Raw genomic sequence first — 25,579 nt, forward strand, 5'->3', positions numbered from 1 at the left:
TGGCGCTCCGGCGCGCTACATTCCGCTCGTGCACATCGACGAGGAGCAGCCGGAGGCGGAGATCGACGAGGCCTTCGACCGGCTGCTCGAGGAGGGCCGGGACCGGCTCGAACGACCGCTGTGGACCCTCGTCCCGACCGGGCTGCTCGGCGGCATCGACGTCGGGGTCGGCATCCTGGCCTACCTCGTCGTCAAGCACGAGACGGACAGCCAGCTGCTCGCCGCCCTCGCGTTCTCCGTCGGGTTCGTCGCCCTCCTGCTGGCTCAGAGCGAGCTGTTCACCGAGAACTTCCTCGTGCCGGTGACGACGGCCGTCGCGGAGAAGGGCAACTGGGGACGGTTGCTGCGGCTCTGGGCGGTCACGCTCGTGACGAACATCGCCGGGGGCGCGCTCGTCATCTGGGTCATCCTCGTGGCCCGTCCGGACCTCGCGGAGGTCACCCGGGAGACCGGCGAGCACTACGCCGAGCTCGGCGTGAACCTCCGCAGCCTCATGCTCGCCGTGCTCGGCGGGCTGGTCATCACGCTCATGACGCGGATGCAGAACAGCACCGACAGCGTGGGGGTGAAGATCGTCCCGGCCGTCCTCCTGAGCGCCGTGCTCGTCGGCGCCGAGCTGTTCCACGCGGTGCTCGACCAGATCCTCATCATCGGCGCGATCATCGCCGGGTCCGACATCACCCTCGGCCAGCTCGTGACCGCGCTCGTGTGGGCGAGCTTCGGCAACATCGTCGGCGGCGTGGGGTTCGTGACCTTCCTGCGGCTCGTGCGCTCCGCCCCCAAGGTCGAGCGCGAGCGGTCGGCGACGACCTGACCCGCGCCCGCCCCCGGTGCGTCAGTGGGCGAAGTGGCGCGTCCCGGTGAAGTAGAGCGTGACGCCGGCGGCCTGCGCGGCCTCGACGACCTCGGCGTCGCGCATCGACCCACCCGGGGCCACGACCGCACTCACCCCGGCGTCGAGCAGCACCTGGAGGCCGTCGGCGAACGGGAAGAACGCGTCGGACGCCGCCACCGAGCCGCGCGCCCGCTCCTCCCCGCCCGGGTCACCGCGAGGTGGCAGGAGTCGACCCGGTTGACCTGGCCCATCCCGATGCCGACCGACGCGCCGTCCCGGGCGAGCAGGATCGCGTTGGACTTCACGGCCCGCACCGCCCGCCACGCGAACTGCAGGTCGGCGAGCGTCGCGTCGTCGGCCACGTCGCCGGCCACGAGGCGCCAGTGCGCCGCGTCGTCACCGCCGGTCACGGCGCCGTCGTCGTCGCGGACCACGGCGTCGACCGTGTCGCGGACCTGCACGAGCAGGCCGCCGGACACCGGGCGCACCTCGGCGCCCCCGCGCACCGGCGCGGGGCACTCGAGCAGCCGGATGTTCTTCTTCGCCGTGAGCACCTCGAGCGCCTCGGGCTCGAACCCGGGTGCCACGACGACCTCGGTGAAGATGTCCGCGACCGTGCGGGCCATCTCCGCGGTGACCGGGCGGTTCGTCGCGATGATGCCGCCGAAGGCCGAGACCGGGTCGCACGCGTGGGCCTTGCGGTGGGCGTCGGCGACGTCGGTGCCCACCGCAAGGCCGCACGGGTTGGCGTGCTTGATGACGGCCACGGTCGGCTGGTCGCCCTGGTCGTACGCGGCCCGCACGGCGGCATCGGCGTCGAGGTAGTTGTTGTACGACATCTCCTTGCCGTGCAGCTGCGTCGCCTGGGCGAGCGCCGGGACAGGCTGGAAACCGTTGGTGTAGAGGGCGGCCCGCTGGTGCGGGTTCTCGCCGTAGCGCAGCGTGGCCGACTTCGTCCAGGTGGCGCCCATCCACGCGGGGAACCCGCTGCCGTCGCTCGTGTCGACGTAGGCGTTGCCCATCCACGACGCCACGTGCACGTCGTAGGTCGCCGTGTGGACGAAGGCCTCGGCCGCCAGGCGCTTGCGCTGCGCGAGGGTGAAGCCGCCGCCGCGCACGGCGTCGAGGACGGTGCCGTAGGTCGAGGGGTCGGTGACGACGGCGACGCTCGGGTGGTTCTTCGCGGCGGCGCGCACCATCGAGGGGCCGCCGATGTCGATCTGCTCGACGCACTCGTCGGGGGTGGCGCCGGACGCGACGGTCGCCGCGAACGGGTAGAGGTTGACGACGACGAGCTCGAAGGCCTCGACCCCGAGGTCCTCGAGCTGCGCGACGTGGTCGGGCTTGCGGGTGTCGGCGAGGATGCCGGCGTGCACCCGCGGGTGCAGGGTCTTGACCCGGCCCTCGAGGCACTCGGGGAAGCCCGTCAGGTCCTCGACCCTGGTCACCGGCAGGCCGAGCGACTCGATGAGCGCCGCGCTGCCGCCGGTCGACACGAGCGCCACGCCGGCGTCGTGCAGCCCGCGGACGAGGTCCTCCAGACCGGTCTTGTCGTAGACGGAGACGAGCGCGCGCCGCACGGGGCGCACGTCCTGCGTCGGTCCGGGGGTGGAGACGGCGGCCATGGGGGCTCCTCGGGGTCGGTCGGTGCCACGGGGCACCCAGGCGGGCGATGCCCCGACTGCTCAACTCCCCGGTGGTGACCCACCCGCGCCAGTCGTCTGCGACGAGGGTACCGAGGCCCTCGGCGCCGGGCCAATCACACCCCGAGACGTCAGCCGGCGTAGGGCGACGGGGGCAGCGGGTCGGGCCAGGAGGCGCCGAGCACCCGGTCGACGTCGAGGACGACGACCACGCGCTCGGGGTTCGGCCGGGGCTGCCGGTAGCGCGCGGCGTACCGGTCCTCGGCGTCGCGCACCGACGCGGCGTCCTCGAGCACCCGGGTCGTGCCCTCGAGGCTCAGCCAGCGCCGCCGGTCGACCTGGGCCAGCGAGGCCCGACGCCCGGCCCTGGCCTGCAGCACCTTGGCGCTCCCCCGGCTCGCGATGACCCGGGCCACGAGGGCGTCCTCGTCCCAGGTGAACCCGACGGGCACGACGTGGGGGCTGCCGTCGCGGCGCAGCGTCGTGAAGGTCGCGAGGTGCCGCTCGCGCATGAACTCGACGGCCGCGGCGGGCAGCTCGGCGGGGGTCAGCGCCACGACCGGTCCCCGGCGAGCAGGGCCAGCACCTCGACGAGCATCTCCCGCTCCTGCACCTTGATCCGTTCGTGGAGGGACCCGACGTCGTCGCCGACCTCGACCCGCACCGCCCGCTGCTCGATGATCGGGCCGGTGTCGACGCCGGCGTCGACCCAGTGGCACGTGCAGCCGGTGACGCGCACCCCGTGGGCCAGGGCGTCCCGCACGCCGTGCGCCCCCGGGAAGCTCGGGAGCAGGGCCGGGTGGGTGTTGACGACGCGGACGGCGTCGAGCACGGCCGGCCCGAGGACCTTCATGAAGCCCGCCGACACGACGAGGTCGGGTGCGTGGCCCGCCAGCACACCGGCCAGCGCGGCATCCCACTCGGGTCGCGTCCCGAACGCCGACACCGGGCAGACGAAGGTCGGGATGCCCCGCGCCTGCGCCCGCGCGACCCCGCCGGTGCCCTCCCGGTCGGCGCCGACGACGACGACCTCGAACGGCGGGTCGACCGCGTCGCTGTCGACCGCGTCGAGCAGGGCCTGGAGGTTGGTGCCGGACCCCGACACGAGCACGGCCAGGCGCAGCGGCCCCCCGCTCACCGCCGCAGCCGCCACGCGTCGCGGACGACGTAGCCGACCGCCCCGACGAGCAGCTCGGCGAACAGCACGAGGGTCACCTGCGTGGCCGGTGCCCCGATGCTCGAGAGCCGGAACTGGCCGAGCGAGCCGCCGCCGACGAGGTCGAGCAGGCCGATGGCGAGGGCGGTGGTGGCGCAGGCCGAGACGGCCACGGCGAGCTTGGTGCGCAGCCGCGAGAGCCGGGCCACGGTGGCGACGGCGCGCCGTCCGACCCAGGCCCCGACCCCGACGAGCAGGAGGACGCAGACGACGCCGACGACACCGGGGAAGCGCCCCGGCTGCGGCAGCGAGGCGAGCACGGGGACCATCGGGAGCAGGCCGCTCTCGGCGCCGTCCCAGGAGATGCCCGCGCCGTCGACGACGGTGAACCCCGGCCCGGCGAGGAACGAGACGACCCACGTCGCGAGGTTCGGCAGGCCGGCCACCTGCGCGCCGAGCAGCACGGCGGCGCCGGCGCCGGCCGGGGCGAGCTCGGCCTGCACGGCGGCCACCTGCGGCCACGAGACGACGACGGCGACGACCACGACGAGGACGCCGAGCCCCACGAGGAGTGCGGCCCCGGCCAGCCCCGGGCCCACCGCGCGGGCCACGACGTCGGGCAGCACCGGCACGACGCGAGGGCCGAGCACGTCGGGGTCGTCCCGGCCGACGGCCCGCAGCGCGATGCCGAGGCCGAGCAGCGGGACGAGGACCAGCGGGAGGAGCAGGCTCGGCGTCTCGGGCGGCAGCGGCCCGCGGGCGGCGAGCACCCAGGCGACGACCCCGACGAGGAGGTACCCGGCCCACCACGCCCCGACCGCGGCGGCGAGCGGGCGCGGCAGCAGCCCCGCCCACGACCCGCCCTCGGTGCTGACCCGCACCATCGCCTCGCGTGACCCGTACCGGGCGAGCGCGACGAGGAGGGCGACGCCGAGCAGCGGGACGAGGGAGACGGTGGCCGACCCGGCGGCGAGGTGCCCCCCGCCGGCCAGGAGCCAGAGCGAGGCACCGACGGCCACGGCGTCACCGCCGGGCGCGCTCGAGCGCGGGTCGGCGCTCCACGCGAGCAGCACGGGGACGAGGACGACGAGCACCGACACCAGGCCGGTCGCGAGCCCGATGAGCGCCGACCGGCGCCACCCCGGACCCCACGTCGAGCCGCCCTCGCCATCGGGGTCCGCGGACCCGGGCAGGGCGGAGCGCAGGCGGTCGGTGACGGTCATCGGGACCAGTGTGCGACAGCGCGTCCGCCCCTCGCCGGAGCCGCGCCGGTGGGAGGGGGTGCGGGCTCAGCCGGCGAGGCCCTGCATGATCTCGCGCATGAGGTCGGCCGTCTCGGACGGGGTCTTCCCGACCTTGACCCCGGCGGCCTCGAGGGCCTCCTTCTTGGCCTGGGCGGTACCCGACGAACCGGAGACGATGGCGCCGGCGTGACCCATCGTCTTGCCCTCGGGGGCGGTGAAGCCGGCGACGTAGCCGACGACCGGCTTCGTCACGTGGTCCTTGATGTAGGCGGCGGCCCGCTCCTCGGCGTCGCCGCCGATCTCGCCGATCATGACGATGGCGTCGGTGTCGGGGTCGTTCTCGAAGGCCTCGAGGCAGTCGATGTGCGTGGTCCCGATGATCGGGTCGCCACCGATGCCGACGCCGGTGGAGAACCCGAAGTCCCGCAGCTCGTACATCATCTGGTAGGTCAGCGTGCCCGACTTCGAGACCAGGCCGATGCGGCCCGACCCGGAGATGTCGGCGGGGATGATGCCCGCGTTCGAGGCGCCGGGGCTGATCAGTCCGGGGCAGTTCGGGCCGATGATGCGCGTGCCGCCCTTGGCCTGCGCGTAGTTGAAGAACTCGGCGGTGTCCTTGACGGCGACGCCCTCGGTGATGACGACGGCCAGCGGGATGCCCGCGTCGATCGCCTCGACGGCAGCAGCCTTGGTGAACGCGGCCGGCACGAAGATCACCGACACGTCCGCGCCGGTGGCCTCGATCGCCTCGGCCACGGTGCCGAAGACGGGGACGGTGGTGTCGCCCTCGAACTCGACCTCGGTGCCGGCCTTGCGGGGGTTGACGCCCCCGACGATGGCGGTGCCGGAGCGCAGCATCCGCTGCGTGTGCTTCATGCCCTCGGAGCCGGTCATGCCCTGGACGATGACCTTGGAGTCCGCGGTGAGGAAGATGGCCATGGGTGTCTGTTCTCTCTTCTCGCTCGCTCGGGGTCAGTTCTGGGAGGCCAGCTCGGCGGCCTTGCGCGCCGCGCCGTCCATCGTGGGCTCGATGATGACCCGGGGGTGGTCGCGCTCCTGGAGGATGCGCCGCCCCTCCTCGACGTTGTTGCCGTCGAGGCGCACGACGAGCGGGCGGTCCTCCTCGTCGCCGAGCGAGTCGAGGGCGCCGACGATGCCGTTGGCCACCGCGTCGCACGCCGTGATGCCGCCGAAGACGTTGACGAACACCGCCTTGACCTGCGGGTCGGACAGGATGATGTGCAGCCCGTTGGCCATCACCTCGGCCGAGGCTCCGCCGCCGATGTCGAGGAAGTTGGCCGGCTTCTGGCCGCCGAACTCCTCGCCGGCGTACGCCACGACGTCGAGCGTGCTCATGACCAGGCCGGCGCCGTTGCCGATGATGCCGACCGAGCCGTCGAGCTTGACGTAGTTGAGGTCCTTCTCGCGGGCCGCGATCTCGAGCGGGTCGGTCTCGCTGTTGTCCTCGAGGGCCGCGTGCTCGGGCTGGCGGAAGAAGGCGTTCTCGTCGAGCGAGACCTTGCCGTCGAGGGCGACGATGTCGCCGGCCGCCGTCTTCACGAGCGGGTTGACCTCGACGAGCGTCGCGTCCTCCTCGCGGTAGACCGTCCACAGCGTCTGGAGGACCGGCTCGATCTTCGCGGCCGTCTCGGCGTCGAAGCCCGCGGCCTCGACGATCTCGCGGGCCTTGGCCGCGTCGATGCCGGTGTTGGGGTCGACGGCGATGCGGGCCAGGGCCTCGGGGCGCTCGACGGCGAGCTGCTCGATGTCCATCCCGCCCTCCTTGCTGCACATCGCGAGGTAGGTGCGGTTGGCACGGTCGAGGAGGATCGAGAAGTAGTACTCCTCGTCGATCTGGGCGCCCTGGGCGACCATCACCTCGTGGACCGTGTGGCCCTTGATGTCCATCCCGAGGATGGCGCGCGCGTGCTCCTCGGCCTCGTCGGCGGTCTTGGCGACCTTGACGCCGCCGGCCTTGCCGCGACCCCCGGCCTTGACCTGGGCCTTGACGACGGTGACCCCGCCGCTGGCGACGCCGATCCGTTCGGCGGCCGCCCGGGCCTCCTCCGGCGTCGAGGCGACTGCCCCGGCGAGCACGGGGACACCGTGCTTCTCGAACACGTCACGGGCCTGGTACTCGAAGAGGTCCACGAGGCGATCCGTCCTCACTGTCGGCGAAAGGTGGTCCGCGGGCAGCGTATCGGCGCCTGCTCGCCCTGCCGAACCCGAGGCGCTCGATGGGGGTATCTCACGCCCGAGCGGTCGGGTGGGTCGACGACCGGACCCCGGACGCACCACGGGCGGTGCAGCGCCTCGCGCCGCACCGCCCGTGGTGCGACCGTGCCGTCAGTTGGCGCAGGTCTGCGTCCCCGCCGGCGCCTTGATGGCCTTGAACGCCTTCTCGATGCCGATGCACGTGGAGCTGTTCCTGCCGTACAGCTCCTTCGCCGACGCGATGGCCCCGTTGCGGGCGGCCGCGTAGCCGCTCGAGGAGGTCAGCTTCGTCGTCAGCGTGCGGTACCAGACCTTCTCGACCGCGACGCGGCCGACGCCGGAGAACGACGACCCGTCGCAGGTCGGGCTGTTGTACGAGACCCCGTTGACCGTGCGCGCACCGCTGCCCTCGGAGGCCAGGAAGTACCAGTGGTTGAGCGGCCCGGAGGAGTAGTGCACGTCGAGCCGGCCGACCGTGCGGCTCCAGCAGTCGGCGCTCTTGCCGTCCTTGCTCGGCTTGTCCATGTAGCGCAGCGGCGTGCCGTTGCCGTTGATGTCGATCTTCTCGCCGATGAGGTAGTCGCCCGGGTCGGACGGGTTGCTGGAGAAGAACTCCACGGCCGTGCCGAAGATGTCCGAGGTCGCCTCGTTGAGCCCGCCGGACTCGCCGCGGTAGCTCAGCCCGGCCGTGTTCTCGGTGACGCCGTGGCTCATCTCGTGGCCGGCGACGTCGATCGAGGTGAGCGGCTTGAGGTTGTTGCGGCCGTCGCCGTAGGTCATCTGGGTGCCGTCCCAGAAGGCGTTGGAGTAGCCGTTGGCGTAGTGGACCCGGCTGCGGGCGCCGACCCCGGTGCCCCAGATGCCGGCCCGGTTCTGCACGCTCTGGTAGTACGCGAAGGTCTGCTGCGCACCCCACTGCGCGTCGGCGGCCGCGGTGTCGGACGCCGTGGGCGAGCCGGTGCCCCAGACGTCGTCGACGTCGGTGTACTCGCTGCCGTTGCCCGACGTCCCGTTGAAGAGGTTGGTCGTGTAGTTGCCCACCGAGTCGCGCAGGCGGAAGCCGGAGCCGCCGGTGACGGTGTTGAGCGTCACCGTCCCGGAGTACTGGGTGTTGCCGGTGCCCTCGTGGATCCCCTCGAGGCTGTCGAGCACGGCACCCGTGCGGGCGTCGACGTAGGTGCGCAGGCGGCTGGGCGTGCCGCTCGCGCGGACCCCCTCGGTGCTGACCTCCCAGGCCAGCCGGGACGCCGACCCGGACGCGTGGACGACGAGCTCGGTCGTCGAGGAGGTCGGGCGGTAGCCGGCGGACCGGCGGGCGACGACCTGCGCGGCGGCCTTGGACACGACCGGGCGGTGGGAGGCGACGGCCAGCGGACGCGTCGTCGCGAGGTACTTCTGGCGCACCGAGCCGTCGACGCCCTTGGTGACGACGAGGTCGCCGCCGACGACCCGCAGGCCGCCGGTCGTGCGGTCGTAGCGGACGTGGCGGGTGCCGTCGGGGTCGACGATGACGCCCCGCACGGTCAGGCCCTCGTCCGACGGCAGGCGCAGGGCGCGGGCGGTCGGGGTGGTGAGGCGCTGCTCGGCGCTGCGTGCGACGGCGACGCGGGCAGCGCCGGCGCGGGCGGCCGCGGTGACCCGCGCCACCGCCGCACCGTCGGGGTCGGGGACGGGCCGGCCGTGGCGGGCGCCGCGGCGACCACCCCGGCGACCAGGGAGGCGGCCAGCGCGGAACCGGCCAGGAGACGACGGGGCATGACGGTGCTCCTCGAGTGTCGGGTGGGTCGCGATCATAGGACGGCGACGGCGCCCGAGCAGGCGGAACGCGCAGGACCGGGGCCGTCCGGACCGGGGCCGCGACGGGCCGGGGCCGCGACGGGCCAGCACGGCGACGGGCCGGCGCGCGGTGGCGCGCCGGCCCGTCGTGGAGCGGTGGTGCGGGAGGTGCGGGTGGTCAGCTCACGGCGAGCGACGTGTCGTCGACGACGAACGACGTCTGCAGCGAGGAGTCCTCGGTCTCGGTGAACTTCACGGTGACCGACTGGCCCTTGTAGGCCAGCAGGTTGAACGACTTCTGCACGTACGACGAGTTCGCGTTGGCGTTGGAGTACGTCGCCAGCGTCGTCGTCGTCCCGTTGACGACCACCTGCGGCTTCATCGTGTCGTACGCCGTCGAGCCCGACTCCGAGGTGTCGATGCGCACCCAGAAGGAGAGGGTCGCGCTCGTGGCGGTCGACGGGATGGTCACCGTCTGCTGCTGGGTCTCGGTGCCCGCGGAGCCGTTGCCCCCGAGCCAGAGCTTCCAGCTGCCGGTGCGCGCCGGGCGCCCCGTGTTGTTGGTGACCGGGCCGGCGGTACCGGTCCAGACCGTGGCGCCGGACTCGAAGCCCGCGTTCTGGAGGATGTTGCCGCCGGTGGGCGGGGGCGTCGTGCCACCGCCGCAGCTCTGGCTGCCGGCCGGGACCGCGATGGCCGAGAAGGCGCTCTCGACGGCGGTGCAGACGGCCGCGTTCGACGGGAAGAGCTCCTTGGCCGACGCGATCGCCCCCTCACGGGCTGCGGCGTAGTTGCTCGTCGAGGTGAGCTTCGTCGACAGCGTCCGGTACCAGACCTTCTCGATGTTCGTGCGGCCCGCGCCGGTGACGGTGGAGCCGTTGCACGTCGGGCTGTTGTACGAGACGCCGTTGACGGTCCGGGCGCCGCTGCCCTCGGAGGCCAGGAAGAACCAGTGGTTCAGCGGGCCCGAGGAGTAGTGCGGGTCGAGGTTCTTGGTCCCGGTCGTCCAGCAGTCCTGGCTCGCCCCGTCCTTGCTCGGCTTGTCCATGTAGCGCAGCGGGGTGCCGTTGCCGTTGATGTCGATCTTCTCGCCGATGAGGTAGTCGCCCGGGTCGGCCGAGCTGTTGGCGTAGAACTCGACGGCGGTGCCGAAGATGTCCGAGGTCGCCTCGTTGAGGCCGCCCGCGTCGCCGGTGTAGGCGAGGCCGGCCGTGTTCTCGGTGACGCCGTGGCTCATCTCGTGGGCCGCGACGTCGATCGAGGTCAGCGGGTGGGTGTTGCCGATGCCGTCGCCGTAGGTCATCTGGGTGCCGTCCCAGAAGGCGTTGACGTAGGCGTTGCCGTAGTGGACGCGGCTGCGGGCGCCGGTGCCGTTGTTCCAGATGCCGGCCCGCCCGAGCTGGGTGTTGTAGTAGGCGTAGGTCTTCTCGGCGCCGTACTGCGCGTCGACCCCGGCGGTCTGGCGGCTGGACGCCGCCCCGGTGCCCCACACGTTGTCGGCGTCGGTGAAGAGGGTGCCGGCCGCCGTCGAGCTCGTCGAACCGTTGAGGTCGGTCGTGTAGTTGCCGATGGTGTCCTTGAGCTGCCAGGTGCTGCCGCTCTGGGTGCTGTTGAGCGTGACCGTGCCGGAGTACATCGAGTTGCCGGTCCCGTTGACGATCTCGTCCCAGCTGGAGATGACCGCGCCCGAGTCGGCGTCGACGACGGTGTGCAGTCGGCTCGGGGTCTGGTCGGCCTTGACCCCGGTCGTCACGACGTCGTAGGCCAGGCGCGGGGTCCCCGAGCCGGCCCAGACGACGAGCTCGCCCTGGCTCTTCTCCTTCGTGGCCTTCGAGCGCTCCGCGCCCGTGGCGACGGCGGCGGACCGGGCGACCTTGGCGGTCCTCGTCCGGGCGCCGACGTCCTTGCGGCCCGCGTTGAAGCGCACCGACTCGAGCTTCCCGGCCTTGCTCTTCTCGACGACGAGGTCGCCGCCGAGGACGCGCAGGCCGTTCCACGTGCGGTCGTAGCGGACGTGCTGGGTGCCGTCCCGGTCGGTGAGCACCGAGCGGGGGACGAGCTTCTCGTCGGAGGCGAGACCGAGGGCCGCGTGGTCGGGGCCCGGGGAGGAGGCGGAGGGAAGTGCCGCGGCAGGGGTGGCGCCGACGGCCGTCGCGGCGGGGACGCTGACGACGATGGTCGCGAGCGCCGCGCCGATGGCGAGGCCTGGGGTGAGTCGTCTCACGGTCGCTGTTCTCCTTCAGGGTGGTCACGCCCGGATCCGGGCACGAGGGGAAACCTCGCCCTCCCCCCGACCCCGGGACAAGACTTCTTGCGAAGAATTGACCCGGCGGACGGAACTCTTTACCGCGGCGCGACGTGACCTTGACCATCGGACCGGACCTTCCGGGAGGCGACGTCGCGCGGCTACGGTGAGCCCGCCATGACCACTGCACCGCAGCAGCCGCCGCACGGGTTCCGGCCCGGGACGGGCGTCCTCCCGCGGCCGGTGTCGGCGCTGCCCGCCCTCGCCGCGCGGGTGGTCCGGGGGGTCGCCGACCCCGCGGTGCTCGCGGGTGCCGCGGTCGAGGCCGTCTGGCTCGGGGCGCACGTGGCGACGTGGCCGCTGGGGCTGGTGCACGGGGGCGGGGCGCCGGCGAGCCCGCCTACCGGCTCGAGCACCTGCCGCCCGTGCAGCGGGGGATGCTCGTCTCCGACGTCGAGGCCGCGGGCACGCCGATCCTCCTGGTGCACGGCATCGTCAGCAACCGCTCGATCTTCACCGTCCTGCGCCGGGGCCTGACCCGTCGCGGCTTCTCCAACGTCTTCGCGATGAACTACTCCACGGTGGCCACCGACGTGCGGACCGCCGCCCTGCGCCTCGCCGAGGAGGTCGAGGCGGTGTGCGAGCAGACGGGGTTCGAGCGCATCCACGTCATCGGCCACAGCCTCGGTGGGCTCATCGCGCGCTACTACGTCACCCGCCTCGGCGGCGACTCCCGGGTGCACACCCTCGTCACCCTCGGCACGCCGCACGAGGGGACCTGGGCGGCGTACGCCGTCCCCACCCGGCTGATGCGCCAGATGCGGCCCGGCAGCGGGCTGATGCGCGAGCTGGCCCGGCCGGTGCGCGGCTGCCGCACCCGGTTCCTCGCGTACTGGTCCGACAGCGACCTCGCCGTCGTGCCGCAGCGCTCGGCGTCGCTGCGCCACCCCGACCTCTCGGCCCGCACGGTCCGCCTCCACGGCGCCGGCCACCTCACCCTGCCGATGCTCGGCGAGGTGGTCCACGGCATCACCGCGGCCCTCACCCAGCTCGACACCGACGGCAGCACGGTGCGCCGCGGGGTGACACCGTTGTCGCGTCGGGAGTGACCGACGGCCCCCGGATATCCACACCGTGGAATCTTCCTGAGAGAAACTTCAGGTGACGCAGGCCACGTCCGATCGCGTTTGCGCAGGTCAGGCCGGGGGTAAACGCCACAGCCGCCCCGACACGACGAACTTCCCTGTGGACGGAGTTTGTGTCACGGAATGGTCACGGTACGGTGTGACGGCCCCGCCAGGTCCCCTGCCACCCATCCCGAGGTCAAGCCCGTCGTGAGTTCCCGGAAGTACACCGGGCGCCACTACGCCGGACGCCACGCCGTCCAGCAGCGTAGGCGTCTCCCCCGAGCCCTGAGCTCCGGCTTCGTCCTCCCGACGGCCGCTGCGGGCATGCTCGTGGTGACGGCCACCGGGGCCACGGTCGCGGAGTCGGCCCCCAGAGCTTCGACCTCACCGGGTCCCAGACGGCGATGGCGCGCACGCAGGAGGCCGCGGCCGACCAGGCCGCCACCGAGATCGCCGAGCGTCGCCAGGCCGCCTCCATCCAGACCGCCGCCCTCCAGGGCCGGGTCGAGGCCCAGGACCGCGCGGCCCGGGCCGCCAAGCGCAAGGCCGTCGCCGACGCCAAGGCCAAGGCCGAGGCCGCCAAGCGGGCCAAGAAGTGGGTCCGGCCGATCCACATCTGGAACATCTCCTCGGGGTTCGGCTGGCGCTGGGGCAAGACGCACGACGGCATCGACCTCGCCGCCCCCACCGGCACCCCGCTCTACGCGATGTCCAAGGGCACGGTCATCAAGGCCGGCTGGGAGGACTCCTTCGGCAACAAGGTGGCCATCCAGTACTGGGACGGCAGCGTCATCTGGTACGGCCACATGAGCCGCATCGACATCCAGACCGGCGACTCGGTCATGCCGGGCGACCAGGTCGGCCTCGTCGGCAACACGGGGCACTCGTTCGGGTCGCACCTGCACTTCGAGGTGCAGAAGGAAGTCGCCCACGACACCCCGCTCGACCCCGTGCCCTGGCTGAAGAACCACGGCCTCTGGTGAAGCCGGCGCCCCGGCGCCACCCGCACGACCCTCCACGACCCGACCCCGGCCCTTCGCCGGGGTCTTCGTGCGTCCGGACCGCCTAGAGCTTCTCGAGGGGCGCGAAGCGCAGGACGAACCGCTTGACCCCGAGCTCGCCGCCGAAGTCGACCTCGGCCTGGGTCTTGTCGCCCTCCCCCATCGTGCGCACGACGGAGCCGAGGCCGTAGGTGTCGTGGGTGACGCGGTCGCCGGGCGAGAGGTGGATGATCGGGCGGTTGCCGGGTGACCGCACGCCGGGTCGGGCCGCGAGCGTGGCGACGGCCGGGCGCTGGTCGCGCCGGCCGACGGCGGCGGCACCGGACAGCTCGCGCTCCCACTCGACGAGGTCGGCCGGGATCTCGTCGAGGAAGCGCGACGGCGGGTTGTACTGCGGTGCACCCCAGGCCGATCGGACGGCCGCGCGCGAGATGTGCAGGCGCTCGCGGGCGCGCGTGATGCCGACGTAGGCCAGCCGCCGCTCCTCCTCGAGCTCCTTGGCGTCGCCGAGGCTGCGCAGGTGCGGGAAGGTGCCGTCCTCCATGCCGGTGAGGAAGACGACGGGGAACTCCAGCCCCTTGGCCGTGTGCAGCGTCATGAGGGTGACGACACCGGCCTGCTCGGCCTCCTCGGTGTCGGGGATCTCGTCGGCGTCGGCGACGAGCGAGACCTGCTCGAGGAAGTCCTCGAGGGCGATGACCTCGCCGGTCTCGCGCCGGGCGTCGTCGAACTCGCGGGCCACGGCGACGAGCTCGGCGAGGTTCTCGACGCGGGTCTCGTCCTGGGGGTCGCGGCTGTCGCGCAGCTCGGCGAGGTAGCCGCTGCGGTCGAGGATCGCCTCGAGCAGGTCGGAGACGCCGGCCTCCTCGTCGTCCCGCACCTTCCCGAGGTTCTCGAGGATGGCGGTGAACCCGGCGATGGCGGCGACCGAGCGGGTGGCGATGCCCGGGGCGTCCTCGGCGCGGCCCAGTGCGGCGACGAACGGGATGCGCTCGCGGTCGGCGAGCGCGACGACGCAGGCCTCGGCACGGTCGCCGATGCCCCGCTTGGGGACGTTGAGGATGCGCCGGAGGTTGACGGTGTCGGTGGGGTTGGAGAGCACCCGCAGGTAGGCCAGGGCGTCCTTGACCTCGCGGCGCTCGTAGAACCGGGTGCCGCCGACCACCTTGTAGGGCAACCCGACCCGCACGAACACCTCCTCCAGGGCCCGGCTCTGGGCGTTGGTGCGGTAGAACACCGCGACGTCGCCGGGGCGCACCCCGTGGTCGTCGCCGAGCCGGTCGATGGAGCGCGCGACGAACGACGCCTCGTCGTGCTCGTTGTCGGCGACGTAGCCGATGATCCGCGAGCCGTCGCCGGAGTCGGTCCAGAGGTTCTTGGGGCGCCGGCCCTCGTTGCGGGCGATGACCGCGTTGGCCGCCCGCAGGATGGTCTGGGTCGAGCGGTAGTTCTGCTCGAGGAGGATGGTGCGCGCCTGCGGGTAGTCCTCCTCGAACTCCTCGATGTTGCGGATCGTCGCGCCCCGGAAGGCGTAGATCGACTGGTCGGCGTCACCGACGACGACGAGCTCGCTCGGCTCGACCCCGTGCTCGGTCCGCGTGTCGTCGGACCCCACGAGCTCCTTGACCAGCTGGTACTGGGCGTGGTTGGTGTCCTGGTACTCGTCGACCATCACGTGCCGGAAGCGGCGGCGGTAGTGCTCGGCGACGTCGGGGAAGGCCTGGAACATGTGGACCGTCGTCATGATGAGGTCGTCGAAGTCCATGGCGTTGGCCTGCCGCAGCCGGCGCTGGTACTCGGTGTAGGCCTCGCTGAGCACCTGCTCCTGGTGCGTGCCCTCCTCGCTGATGCGGCGGGCGAAGGTCTCCTCGTCGACGAGCTCGTTCTTGAGGTTGGAGACCTGGTGGCCGAAGGCGCGGGGGTTGTAGCGCTTGGGGTCGAGGTCCATGTCGCGCAGGACCATCGCCATGAGCCGCTGGCTGTCGGCGGCGTCGTAGATGGAGAACTGCGAGCGCAGCCCCACCTTGTCGGCCTCGCGGCGCAGGATGCGCACGCAGGCGCTGTGGAAGGTCATCACCCACATCGCCTTGGCGCGCGGGCCCACGAGCTCGGTGACCCGCTCGCGCATCTCGGCGGCGGCCTTGTTGGTGAAGGTGATGGCCAGGACCTGCCCGGGCTGGACCCCGCGGTCGGCGAGCAGGTGGGCGATGCGGACGGTGAGCACCCGCGTCTTGCCCGACCCGGCGCCGGCGACGATGAGCAGCGGCGGGCCCTCGTGGAGCACGGCCTCGCGCTGCTGGGGGTTGAGCCCCTCGAGGAGGGCCGCGGCGTCGAGCGCCGGGCGGGCACCGGGGCCGCCCTCGGGTCCGCGCCCCTCGGCGGCCGCCTCCGCCCACGTCGGCACGCCCGCCGCGTTGACGAGCGCGGCCTGGGCGCTCGTGTGGGTGGCGGGGTCGACGTGGGGCGGCCGGCCGGTACCGAAGTCGAGGCCGTCGAAGAGGGTGCTCATCTCGGGGTCCACCCTACGTGCCGGCGCCGACGCCACCCCACGGCCGTGAGTGGCCCTCCGGGGGTCGGCGACCGGTGCAGGGGGTGGGCGCCGACCCCATCGGAGGGCCTCAGCCGAGAATAGGACCGACGCGGCCCACGTGTCTAGGGTTTGTCCAAGGCCTTGGCGGGCGCGGTGCGGGGAGCGCTCCCCGGCCCGATCCGGCCCGGCGGGCGCGACCCCGGTGCTAGCGTCGCGCCCGGCCCGCGCACCAGCGGGCCCGGCCCGCCGACGCGCGGGCCCCGTCGCGAGGGGAACCACATGCTCATCTGGGGGTGGGGACGCAAGTCCCGCAGCCGGCAGGTCAACGCCGCGGAGGCGCTGCTCGTCAGCTTCCGCTACTTCAGCCTCTTCTTCGTGTTCACCGTGACCTGGGGGCGAAGTACGCGCTGGCCCGGGTCCAGGAGGACGGCGCGGTGGCCTACCGCGACCTCACGCCGGAGCAGGCCCTGGCCGCCGGCGGTGGCGAGCTGCCGGCCCCGACCGCCTGGCAGCGCTTCAGCCTGCTCGGGCTGCTCGTCGCGGTGGTCCTGGTCGTCGGCATCTCGGCGGCGCTCTCCACCTCCTGAGTCGCCCGGGCGTCGGCGGGGAGCCCTACGGTGGGTCCATGGCCTCGCGCAAGGGTGAGTTCGGGGAGCCGGTCGTCCTCGACGTCGGCGGCTTCGACGTGCGCGTCTCCAGCCCCGAGCGCGTCTACTTCCCGCCCGCGGCGAGACCAAGCTCGACCTCGTGCAGTACTACCTGTCGGTCGGCGACGGGATCGTCAACGCCCTGCGCGAGCGACCGTGCATGCTGCACCGCTTCCCCGACGGCGTCGCCGGGAACAAGGTGCACCAGAAGCGACTTCCGCGCGGGGCACCGCCGTGGGTCGAGACCGTCCGGCTGCACTTCCCGCGGTACGGCCTGCACGCCGACGAGCTGTGCGTCACCAGGCTGGCCGACGTCGCGTGGGCCTGCCAGATGAGCACCGTCGAGTTCCACCCGTGGAACAGTCGGCGCGCCGACACCGAGAAGCCCGACGAGTGGCGCATCGACCTCGACCCCATGCCGGACGCGCCGTTCTCACGGGTCCGGAAGGCCGCCCACGCCGCCCACGAGGTCCTCGACGAGCTGGGGGCCGTCGGCTGGCCCAAGACGAGCGGCGGCCACGGGCTGCACGTCTACGTCCGGATCGCGCCCGACCACGGCTTCGGCGACGTCCGGCGCGCGGCCCTGGCCTTCGCCCGCGAGGTCGAGCGCCGCCTTCCCGACGACGTGACGACCACGTGGTGGCGCAAGGACCGCGACCCCGCCGCCGTGTTCGTCGACTACAACCAGAACGCCCGCGACCACACCATCGCGGCGGCGTACTCGGTGCGCGGCAACGACATCGGCACGGTGTCGGCACCCATCACCTGGGACGAGGTCGACGACGCCGAGCCCGACGACTTCACCATCGCGACGATGCCCGAGCGCTACGCCCGCCTTGGCGACCTACACGCCGGCATCGACGACGCCGTCTTCGACATCAGCCCCCTGCTCGAGTGGGCCGCGCGCGACGAGGCCGAGGGCGCGGAGTCCCCGCCGGAGCCCGAGGACGACACCGGGAAGCCCTGATGGACCTCGTCGTCCCGGCCGGACCCGGTGTGCCGCAGGGCCTCACCGTTCCCGCCTCCGACCTCGTCGAGCGTTTCTCGCGCTCCTCCGGCCCCGGCGGGCAGGGCGTCAACACGGCCGACAGCCGGGTGGAGCTCGAGCTCGACGTCGCCGTCCTCCCGCTCACCGCGGCCCAGCGCCGGCGGCTCGAGGCGGCCCTCGCGACGCGCCTCGTCGACGGACGCCTCGTGGTGGCCGCCTCGGAGCACCGACAGCAGCGGCGCAACCGGGTCGCGGCGCGCGAGCGGCTGGCCGCCCTCCTGCGCGAGGCGCTGGCCCCGCCGCCGCCTGCCCGGCGGGCGACGCGACCGACCCGGGGGTCAGTCGAGCGGCGGCTCGACGCCAAGCGCCGTCGCGCCGACACCAAGGCGGCCCGCGGACGGCCGGGCCCGGAGGCCTGAGGACCGACGCCGACGAGCCCTCAGGCGAGCGCGTCGACGAGCCGGACGACCTCGGCGGCGCAGCCCCACGAGAGGGTGACCCCGGCGCCGCCGTGCCCGACGTTGGTCACGACCGGACGCCCGTGCCGCTCGTGCACCCGCAGGTCGACGGCGGCGGCCACCGGGCGTAGGCCGACGCGCGAGCCGAGGACCTCGGCTTCGCGCAGGGCCGGCACCGCCGCCCGGCAGCGCTCGACGATGGCGGCGTGGACGGCGGGGTCGGGCTCGTCCGAGGCGTCCGGCACGTCGGTGCCCCCGCAGACGACCCAGCCGGGGTGCGGCAGCACGTAGGTCATCCCCCCGGCGAAGTCGTCGTCGACCAGCCAGCGGTCGATCCCGGGGTTGGCGAGCAGGGCGACCTGACCGCGGGAGGGCGTGACGTCGACGCCGGGCAGCAGCTCGGCGGCGCGCAGGCCCGCACAGAGCACGACGACGTCGTCCTCGAGCTCGTCGAGGTCGTCGACCCGGCCGGTCTCCAGCTCGACACCGGCTGCGACGCACCGCTTCTCGAGCCAGTCGAGGTGCACGGGCATCGCGACGAGGGGCAGGCGTGCGACGACCCCCGACGTCGCGCCGTCGGGGAGCTCGTCGGCGGTCGCCTCGCGCCAGGTGCGCACGCCCTCGGTCCACCAGCGGTCGGGGCCGTGGCGCTCGACGAGCAGGCCCTCGCGCAGGGCGACCCCGGCGGTGGGGTCCGCGACGAGGCCGGTGAAGCGCTCGAGGGCGACGAGGCCCCAGGCGACCACCCGGTCGCGCGGCTCGACGTGGTACGGGAACCAGAGGCCCCCGGCGACGGCCGACACCGTGCCGGCGGCCGGCACGTCGCGCACGCAGTGGACGTCGTGACCGGCCTCCGCGAGGCCCAGCGCCGACGTCAGGCCGACCACCCCGCCACCGACCACCGTCACGCGCGCCACGGCACCATCGTCGCGACCCCGGCGTCGCACCGGCCCGCGCCACGCCGGACGCCGTAGGGTCGGCTCCATGGAGCGCCGCGACCCGCACCCGGTCACCGGCGAGCTCCTCCCCTCCCCCGCACCGCCCGGGGCCGGCTGGCCAGGCGACCCCGCCACCGCCGAGACCCCGGTGGCCACGACCCCGGCCCGGGTCCGCCGGCTCGCGGCCGGCTCGTCCGACGTCGCCGAGCTCCAGGCCCGGATCTCGGTGTGCCGGGCCTGTCCCCGTCTCGTCCGCTGGCGCGAGGACGTCGCCCGCACCGGACGCCGCGCCTCCTTCGCGGACCAGCCCTACTGGGGTCGCCCCGGGCCCTCGTTCGGCGACCCGGACGCGGAGGCCCTGCTCGTCGGCCTGGCCCCGGCGGCCAACGGCACCAACCGCACCGGCCGGATGTTCACCGGCGACTCCTCGGGCGACTTCCTCTGGGCCGCCCTGCACCGCACCGGGTTCGCGGCGCAACCGACCTCCGTGGCCGCCGGGGACGGCCAGGCGCTCACCGGCCTGCGCATCGTCGCCGCGGTGCGGTGCGCGCCCCCGGCCAACAAGCCGACGCCGGACGAGCGGGCCACCTGCTCGGCCTGGCTCGAGCGCGACCTCGAGCTGGCCGAGCCCCGGCTGCGGGCCGTCCTCTGCCTCGGCTCCATCGGCTGGGACGCCGCGCTGGCGGCCACCCGGGCCCTCGGGTGGGACGTCCCCCGCCCGAAGCCGAGGTTCGCCCACGCGGCCGAGGTGGCCCTGACGACGCCGAGCGGGCGCTCGGTCCGGCTCGTCGGCAGCTACCACGTGAGCCCGCACAACACCTTCACCGGACGGCTGACCCCGGCCATGCTCGACGAGGTGCTGCTCGGCCTGCGCGCGTAACCCGTTGGCCCGCAGCCGTCCGGGTGGCTACCGTCGGCGGATGATCGTCCTCGCCACGCCCGACGCCCGGATGCAGCGGTCCTACCTCGCCGCCCACGACGAGTTCGTCGCGATCGGCGAGGGCCACCGCGACGGTGACGGCGTGTGGGTCGAGGAGCCCGACGACGGCGGCTTCGCGGGCGTCGCGTTCACGCGCGAGGAGCTCGAGACCGCCGACGGCTTCGAGCGCTTCGCCGCCCGCCGGCGCGACCAGGCCCGCGAGGACGCCCCCCGCATCACCGGTCACGTGCCGTGCACGTTCTTCTGGGTCGTCGACGACGCGGACCCCGACACCTATCTGGGGTCACTGTCGATCCGGCACCGGCTGACGCCCTTCCTCCTCGAGGTGGGCGGCCACATCGGCTACTCGGTGCGCCCGTCGGCGAGGCGCCGTGGGGTCGCGACGGAGGCGCTCCGGCTGGCGCTGCCCGAGGCCGGGGCGCTCGGCATCGACCCCGTGCTCGTCACCTGTGACACCGACAACGAGGGCTCGGCGCGGGTCATCGAGGGCAACGGCGGTGTCCTCGAGGACGTCCGGCAGGGCAAGCGGCGCTACTGGGTGCCCGCCGGCGCCTGAGCGCGTCCTAGGGTGGCCGGATGAGCGACCTGCACGGACCAGCCCTCGTCGTCACCGCCTCCGGTGGCCCGGACGTCCTCGCGGTCGAGGACCGCCCGGCCGGTGACCCCGGACCCGGCGAGCTGCTCGTCGAGGTCGCCGCGGCGGGCGTCAACTTCATCGACGTCTACCAGCGCGAGGGCGTCTACCCGACTCCGACGCCCTACGTCCCCGGCAACGAGGGCGCCGGCACGGTGCTCGCGGTGGGCCCGCAGGTCGACGGCTTCGCCGTGGGCGACCGGGTCGCCTGGCCGCAGGCGCTGGGCAGTGCAGCGGCGTACTCGGTGCAGCCGGCGGCCTCCGCGGTCCGCGTCCCCGACGGGGTCGACCTCGACGTCGCCGCGGCCGTGATGCTCCAGGGCCTCACGGCGCACTACCTCGTGACGAGCACCTTCCCGGTCGGCGAGGGCACCGTCGCGCTGGTGCACGCGGCGGCCGGCGGCGTGGGGCAGCTGCTCGTGCAGATGTGCCGGGCGCGCGGCGGGATCGTCGTCGCGACCGCCGGTGGCCCCGAGAAGTGCGCCACCGCGACCCGCCTGGGTGCCGACCACGTCATCGACTACCGCGCCGTCGACGACCCGGCCGCCGCCGTGCGCGAGGCCGCGGGCCGCGGGGTCGACGTCGCCTACGACGGGGTCGGCAAGGACACCTTCGACGCCTCGCTCGCCAGCCTGCGTCCGCGCGGGACGCTCGCGCTCTTCGGTGCCGCGAGCGGCCAGGTGCCGCCGCTGGAGCTCCAGCGGCTCAACGCGGGCGGCTCGCTCTTCCTCACCCGCCCGAGCCTGGGCCACCACCTGGCGACCCGCGAGGAGCTGGAGTGGCGGGCCCGGGAGGTCTTCGCCGCCATCGCCGACGGGTCGCTCGAGGTGGGCATCGGGGGCCGCTACGCCCTCACGGACGCGGCGCAGGCCTACCGCGACCTCGAGGGCCGCCGCACCCAGGGCAAGCTCCTGCTCATCCCCTGACCCCGACAGCCCGTCACGGGGCCTCAGCTGGCGGTGGTCCAGAGGACGGCGACGAGCACGTTGAGCAGGGCGAGCACCCCGGCGGCGGTGACGAGCTGCGGGCGCGAGCCCTTCCCCTTGCGCTCGGCGGCGCCGGCGATCTCGGCGCACGCGACGACCGCGATGGCGACGACCAGCTTGACGGCGATCTTCGTGTTGTTCACCTCTTCGTCGTTGGCCTGCACGAGCCCGACGAGGAGGAGCCCGGTGACCAGCTGCGCCCGCGCACCCCACAGGAGGTACGGCGTGACGACGCCGCGCGAGAGGAAGAGCGCGCTGCCGATGATCGCGGCCATGCCGAGCAGGTGGAGGACGATGAACACGTTCACCAGGAGTTCCATGGCGACAGCGTAGGGCCCTCCCGCTCAGACCAGCCGGCGCCCCATCGCCCACGCCGTGAGCTCGTGGCGCGAGGAGAGCTGGAGCTTGCGCAGCACCGACGACACGTGCGTCTCGACCGTCTTCACCGAGATGAACAGCTCCTTGGCCACCTCCTTGTACTGGTAGCCGCGCGCGATGAGGCGCATCACCTCGCGCTCGCGCGCCGAGAGCCGGTCGAGCTCCTCGTCGACCTCGGCGATCTCGCCGGCCGCGGCCCCGAAGGCGTCGAGCACGAAGCCGGCCAGCCGGGGCGAGAACACCGCGTCGCCGTCGGAGACCCGTCGGATGGCGGTGACCAGGTCGCGCGCGTTGATCGTCTTCGTCACGTACCCGCGCGCGCCGGCCCGGATGACGGCGATGACGTCCTCGGCGGCGTCCGAGACCGAGAGCGCGAGGAAGCGCACCGGAGTGCCGGTGGCCGTCTCGACCCCGACGCAGCCGCGGATGACGTCGCCGCCGCCGTTGCCGGAGCCGCCCGGAAGGTGCACGTCGAGGAGCACGACGTCGGGGGTCTCCTTGCGGATGACGGCGATGGCGCTGTCGACGTCGGGGGCCTCACCGACGAACTCGCACACCGCTCCCCCGCCGGCCATCGCCTCGGTGAGCTCGGCGCGCACCCCCGTGCGGAACATCCGGTGGTCGTCGACGAGGACGACCCGGATGGGGGCCGGGGTGGCCGGGGTGCTCTGGCTGGTCATGACTCTTCTCCTTCGATGGGCGGGAGGCGCAGCTCGACCTCGGTGCCGTCCTCACGCTGCCGGATGCGGGCCGAGCCTCCGTGGCGCTGCATCCGGCCGAGGACGGACTGGCGCACACCGAGGCGGTCCTCGGGCACGGTGTCGATGTCGAAGCCCGCGCCGCGGTCGCGGACGAACGCCTCGACGCCACCGGGGCCGATCTCGACGTAGGCGGTGACGGGCGGGCTGCCGTGGCGGACGGCGTTGAGCAGCGCCTCGCGCATGGCCCGGGAGAGGGCGGCGCCGTGCTGCTCGAAGGGCCGGTCGCCGGTCACGACGAGGTCGACGGGGACGCCGTGCAGGTCCTCGACCTCGTGGGCGACCTCGGTGACGGCCGCCGCGAGCGAGGACTGCGAGCCCTGCGGCCCGTCGTAGAGCCAGGTGCGCAGCTCGCGCTCCTGGGCCCGGGCCAGGCGGGTGACGGCGGCGGGGTCGGCGGACTGGCGCTGGATGAGGGCGAGGGTCTGGAGCACCGAGTCGTGCAGGTGCGCGGCGATGTCGGCGCGCTCGGTGGCCCGCGCGGCGGCGACCTGCTCGCGCCGCAGGTCGCCCCAGAGCCGGACGGCCCACGGAGCGGCGAGGATCAGCGCCCCGGCCAGTACCGCGAAGGCCGCCAGCACGGCGTCCCAGAGGACGCTCACCGAGCTGCCGCGGGTGACGAGCACGAGGATGCCGACGATCGCCAGGACGGTGCCGAGGGCCACGCGCACCCAGCCCATGCCGTCGCGGCCGCCGGTGAGCCAGCGGGAACGCTGCGTCTGGTCGAGGTTGGACCACGCGACGACCGCACCGACCGCGATGACGAACACCGGGATGAGCACCGACCCGCGCGCCGAGACGCCGACGCCGGGGACGAGCAGCGCGATGCCCGCGATGACGAGGACGGCACCCGCGGCCAGCAGGACGCTCCAGCGCCGCCGCTCCGACCACGTCGTGGCCGTCAGCGGACCCGAGCCGTCGACCTGGCCCTCGGGCGTCATCGCCCAGAGGAACAGGTAGGCGGCCACGCCCGCGCCGCCCGAGAGCGCGAGAACGACGAAGGCCACGCGCACGAGCCGGCGGGAGACGCCGAGGTGGCGGGCGACGGCGTCGCAGACCCCCGGGGTCCAGCCCCCGAGCGGTCGCGGATGAGGCCCGGACGCGCGGGAACCGGCTCCGGCGCGGGGCCGGAGTCGGTGCGCACGCGGGTCGCCGCGGGCTCGTAGGGGGTGGGCACGACTCCATCCTGACGCACGGACGGGCCGATGCGGCCCCCTCCCGGGGTCCGGTCAGGGGGTGCTCAGGGTCGACCCTCATGGCGGCCGTGGGCCGCCCGGCGGGAGAGTGAGTGCCATGACGGACACCTCCACCTCCCAGACCCCGCCCTCCGGCGGGTCCACCGTCCTCGACGACGGCCTCGAACGCCTCCGCCGCGTCGGCATCCGCCGCGACACCGACCGCCGCTGGTTCGGCGGCGTGTGCGCCGGGATCGCGGCCCGCTTCGACGTCGACCCGCTCCTCATCCGCGCCGCGGCCATCGCGCTGACCATCGCCGGCGGCATCGGGCTGCCGCTCTACCTCGTGCTCTGGCTGTTGCTGCCCGACCGCGGCGGCGAGATCCTCGGCGAGCGCGCGCTGCGCCACGGTGACGCCTGGGCCATCGTCCTCGCGGTGCTCGCCGGCGTCGTCGTCCTCGGCGCCCTCGTGTCCATCGGCTCGGGAGGCGACGCCTGGGGCGGCTCGTTCTGGCTGCTCATCCCGGTCGGACTCGTCGTCTGGGTGCTCGCCACCCGCAGCCGCTCCCCGCGCCCCACGCCGTGGGCCGCCCAGACCGCCTACCCACCGCCCCCACCCCCCGGAGGTACCCCGATGTCGGCTCCGTCGACCCCCTACGCCGCGTCCGCCGGCCCCGCGCCCACCGCCCCGCCCGCCGGCTACCGCCACCCGCCGACCCCGTACGGCCAGCCCACCGCACCGTACGGGTCCGTACCCCCGCAGGGTCAGTACGGCCAGCCCGGCCCCTACGGCGGCACCCCCACACCGCCCGTCCCGCCGCGGCCGATCGCCCCGCAGCCCCCGCCCGTCCCGCCGGCTCCGCGCCGGCGTCGCCCCAGCGGCTTCGTCGGACTGGTCACCCTCGGGCTGGTCATCGCCCTCGTCGGGCTCGGTGTGGCCGTCGCCGACCCCCTGGGCTTCTCCGGTGAGCCGGTCGTGCTCGGCCTGGCCCTGGCCCTCGCCGGCGCCTCGGCCGTCGTCCTCGGGCTCGGCGCCACCGGGCGGGCCTCCGGGTTCAGCGGCTTCCTCGTCATCGTCCTCGGGCTGACCACGGTCTTCGCCACGCTGGTCTCGCACATCCCCACGACCAACGGCATGGGTGACCGCGTCTGGACGCCCACCACCACCAGCCTGCCGGCGACCTACCACCTCGGGGTCGGGGACGCCCAGCTCGACCTGGCCGGGCTGGCGACGCTCGAGGCAGGCGCCACGCCGGCGACCATCGACGTCAGCCTCGGCGCCGGCGAGCTGCGGGTCGTCGTGCCCGAGGGCCTCGACGTCCGCGTCGAGAACCAGGTCGGCGTCGGCGACGTCTCCCACGAGGTGCGCACCGCCACCGGTGGCACGACGACGGTCGACGACCGCTCCGGCACCGACTACACCCAGGACGTCACCATCGGCGACGGCACCCCCGTGCTCGTCGTCTCGGCCGAGATCGGCATCGGCGACGTCGTCATCATCGAGGAGAGCTGAGCATGACCACCGACGACAGCACCCGCCCCCTGAGCGCCGACCTCGGCCTCGAGGACCGCGACGAGGACACCGCCCCCGACGCGACGGACACCACCGCCACGACGACGGCCGTCCCGACCGCCACCACTCCGGCGGCGCCGACCGCCACGACCGCCCCCGCGGCGCCCACCGGCCCCCGGTACCGGTCGGGTCCGGCACCCTTCGCCCTGCTGCTCGGCATCCTCGGGCTGCTGACCGCCGGCGCGGTGCTCGTCACCGAGCTGACCGACGTCTCGGTCCCGTGGAGCGACCTCGGGCCGTGGACCATCGTCGGCGGCGGCGCGCTCGTGCTGCTCGTCGGCCTCGTCGGCCTGCGCAGCAGCCGCAGCCAGGACTGACGCCGGGCGCCCCCCG

22 protein-coding genes and 2 pseudogenes are annotated in these 25,579 nt (G+C 74.0%); 11 read left to right on the forward strand and 13 right to left on the reverse strand.

Features of this window, described 5'->3' with window-relative positions; translation table 11 throughout:
* Positions 1-28 precede the first annotated feature (28 nt).
* Positions 29-814: a formate/nitrite transporter family protein gene (locus G7075_RS11360; RefSeq protein ID WP_205860482.1), complete on the forward strand. Its 786-nt coding sequence runs from the start codon at positions 29-31 to the stop codon at positions 812-814.
* 21 nt (positions 815-835) lie between these two features.
* On the opposite strand, the pseudogene purH reads toward G7075_RS11360, so the two are convergent.
* From purH to G7075_RS11400, 8 genes and pseudogenes are all read right to left on the reverse strand, one after another.
* Positions 836-2,460: pseudogene (gene purH, locus G7075_RS11365) on the reverse strand (bifunctional phosphoribosylaminoimidazolecarboxamide formyltransferase/IMP cyclohydrolase).
* Between the two features lie 149 nt (positions 2,461-2,609).
* Positions 2,610-3,035: a pyridoxamine 5'-phosphate oxidase family protein gene (locus tag G7075_RS11370; RefSeq protein WP_166121880.1), complete on the reverse strand. Its 426-nt coding sequence runs from the start codon at positions 3,033-3,035 to the stop codon at positions 2,610-2,612.
* A complete protein-coding gene (gene purN / locus G7075_RS11375) occupies positions 3,026-3,601 on the reverse strand; it encodes a phosphoribosylglycinamide formyltransferase (protein WP_205860725.1) in 576 nt (191 codons plus the stop codon). Before purN ends, G7075_RS11370 begins: the two co-directional genes overlap by 10 nt.
* A gap of 11 nt (positions 3,602-3,612) precedes the next feature.
* Positions 3,613-4,857 (reverse strand): DUF6350 family protein, encoded by a 1,245-nt coding sequence (locus G7075_RS11380; protein WP_166121884.1) that lies wholly within the window; start codon positions 4,855-4,857, stop codon positions 3,613-3,615.
* A 66-nt stretch (positions 4,858-4,923) separates the two neighbouring features.
* Complete coding sequence (gene sucD / locus G7075_RS11385) at positions 4,924-5,817, reverse strand: succinate--CoA ligase subunit alpha (RefSeq protein ID WP_166121886.1); 894 nt, start codon at positions 5,815-5,817, stop codon at positions 4,924-4,926.
* Positions 5,818-5,850: 33 nt separating this feature from the next.
* Complete coding sequence (sucC, locus tag G7075_RS11390) at positions 5,851-7,029, reverse strand: ADP-forming succinate--CoA ligase subunit beta (RefSeq protein WP_166121889.1); 1,179 nt, start codon at positions 7,027-7,029, stop codon at positions 5,851-5,853.
* A 195-nt stretch (positions 7,030-7,224) separates the two neighbouring features.
* Positions 7,225-8,739, reverse strand: a complete 1,515-nt coding sequence (locus tag G7075_RS11395) for a M4 family metallopeptidase (protein ID WP_205860483.1) — start codon at positions 8,737-8,739, stop codon at positions 7,225-7,227.
* Between the two features lie 307 nt (positions 8,740-9,046).
* Entirely contained in the window at positions 9,047-11,092 is a 2,046-nt protein-coding gene (locus G7075_RS11400; protein ID WP_166121893.1) for a M4 family metallopeptidase, read from the reverse strand.
* A gap of 374 nt (positions 11,093-11,466) precedes the next feature.
* Here G7075_RS11400 and G7075_RS11405 point away from each other — a divergent pair, with 374 nt between their 5' ends.
* Positions 11,467-12,222 carry a triacylglycerol lipase gene (locus tag G7075_RS11405; protein WP_240917560.1) on the forward strand — a complete coding sequence of 252 codons (756 nt, stop codon included), beginning with the start codon at positions 11,467-11,469 and terminating at the stop codon, positions 12,220-12,222.
* A gap of 422 nt (positions 12,223-12,644) precedes the next feature.
* Positions 12,645-13,223 carry a M23 family metallopeptidase gene (locus G7075_RS11410; protein WP_166121895.1) on the forward strand — a complete coding sequence of 193 codons (579 nt, stop codon included), beginning with the start codon at positions 12,645-12,647 and terminating at the stop codon, positions 13,221-13,223.
* 82 nt (positions 13,224-13,305) lie between these two features.
* Here the strand turns inward: G7075_RS11410 and pcrA are convergent, their stop codons facing one another.
* A complete protein-coding gene (gene pcrA / locus G7075_RS11415) occupies positions 13,306-15,750 on the reverse strand; it encodes a DNA helicase PcrA (RefSeq protein ID WP_166121897.1) in 2,445 nt (814 codons plus the stop codon).
* 455 nt (positions 15,751-16,205) lie between these two features.
* On the opposite strand from pcrA, the gene G7075_RS11420 reads away from it, so the two are divergent.
* The 3 genes and pseudogenes from G7075_RS11420 to arfB all read left to right on the forward strand — a co-directional run bounded on the left by G7075_RS11420 (position 16,206) and on the right by arfB (position 17,825).
* The gene (locus tag G7075_RS11420; RefSeq protein WP_166121899.1) at positions 16,206-16,358 is read left to right on the forward strand and encodes a hypothetical protein; all 153 of its coding nucleotides are present in this window, start codon (positions 16,206-16,208) and stop codon (positions 16,356-16,358) included.
* Between the two features lie 38 nt (positions 16,359-16,396).
* Positions 16,397-17,385: pseudogene (gene ligD, locus G7075_RS11425) on the forward strand (non-homologous end-joining DNA ligase).
* On the forward strand, positions 17,382-17,825 hold the full coding sequence (arfB, locus tag G7075_RS11430; protein WP_166124351.1) for an alternative ribosome rescue aminoacyl-tRNA hydrolase ArfB: 444 nt from the start codon (positions 17,382-17,384) through the stop codon (positions 17,823-17,825). The pseudogene ligD and the gene arfB overlap by 4 nt, the downstream one beginning before the upstream one ends.
* Before the next feature lie 20 nt (positions 17,826-17,845).
* Here arfB and G7075_RS11435 read toward each other — a convergent pair whose 3' ends face one another.
* Positions 17,846-18,781: an FAD-dependent oxidoreductase gene (locus G7075_RS11435; protein ID WP_205860484.1), complete on the reverse strand. Its 936-nt coding sequence runs from the start codon at positions 18,779-18,781 to the stop codon at positions 17,846-17,848.
* A gap of 67 nt (positions 18,782-18,848) precedes the next feature.
* Between G7075_RS11435 and G7075_RS11440 the strand changes: the two genes are divergently transcribed.
* Genes G7075_RS11440 through G7075_RS11450 form a run of 3 tightly spaced genes read left to right on the forward strand, consistent with a single transcriptional unit; the run spans position 18,849 to position 21,302 of the window.
* Complete coding sequence (locus G7075_RS11440) at positions 18,849-19,682, forward strand: uracil-DNA glycosylase (protein ID WP_166121903.1); 834 nt, start codon at positions 18,849-18,851, stop codon at positions 19,680-19,682.
* A 40-nt stretch (positions 19,683-19,722) separates the two neighbouring features.
* Positions 19,723-20,298, forward strand: coding sequence for a GNAT family N-acetyltransferase (locus tag G7075_RS11445; RefSeq protein ID WP_166121905.1), 576 nt, complete (start codon positions 19,723-19,725; stop codon positions 20,296-20,298).
* Positions 20,299-20,318: 20 nt separating this feature from the next.
* Positions 20,319-21,302 (forward strand): quinone oxidoreductase, encoded by a 984-nt coding sequence (locus G7075_RS11450; protein ID WP_166121907.1) that lies wholly within the window; start codon positions 20,319-20,321, stop codon positions 21,300-21,302.
* Positions 21,303-21,325: 23 nt separating this feature from the next.
* On the opposite strand, the gene G7075_RS11455 is transcribed toward G7075_RS11450, so the two are convergent.
* Genes G7075_RS11455 through G7075_RS11465 form a run of 3 tightly spaced genes read right to left on the reverse strand, consistent with a single transcriptional unit; the run spans position 21,326 to position 23,511 of the window.
* Positions 21,326-21,682, reverse strand: coding sequence for a hypothetical protein (locus tag G7075_RS11455; protein WP_166121909.1), 357 nt, complete (start codon positions 21,680-21,682; stop codon positions 21,326-21,328).
* A gap of 24 nt (positions 21,683-21,706) precedes the next feature.
* A complete protein-coding gene (locus tag G7075_RS11460) occupies positions 21,707-22,420 on the reverse strand; it encodes a response regulator transcription factor (protein WP_166121911.1) in 714 nt (237 codons plus the stop codon).
* Positions 22,417-23,511 carry an ATP-binding protein gene (locus G7075_RS11465; protein WP_371814055.1) on the reverse strand — a complete coding sequence of 365 codons (1,095 nt, stop codon included), beginning with the start codon at positions 23,509-23,511 and terminating at the stop codon, positions 22,417-22,419. Before G7075_RS11465 ends, G7075_RS11460 begins: the two co-directional genes overlap by 4 nt.
* A gap of 280 nt (positions 23,512-23,791) precedes the next feature.
* Here G7075_RS11465 and G7075_RS11470 point away from each other — a divergent pair, with 280 nt between their 5' ends.
* Both G7075_RS11470 and G7075_RS11475 read left to right on the forward strand, forming a co-directional pair.
* Complete coding sequence (locus G7075_RS11470; protein WP_166121913.1) at positions 23,792-25,186, forward strand: PspC domain-containing protein; 1,395 nt, start codon at positions 23,792-23,794, stop codon at positions 25,184-25,186.
* 2 nt (positions 25,187-25,188) lie between these two features.
* Positions 25,189-25,563: a hypothetical protein gene (locus G7075_RS11475; RefSeq protein ID WP_166121915.1), complete on the forward strand. Its 375-nt coding sequence runs from the start codon at positions 25,189-25,191 to the stop codon at positions 25,561-25,563.
* The last annotated feature ends 16 nt before the right edge of the window (positions 25,564-25,579 follow it).

It is taken from the genome of Phycicoccus sp. HDW14 (assembly GCF_011383005.1).
Classification (GTDB): Bacteria; Actinomycetota; Actinomycetes; order Actinomycetales; family Dermatophilaceae; genus Phycicoccus.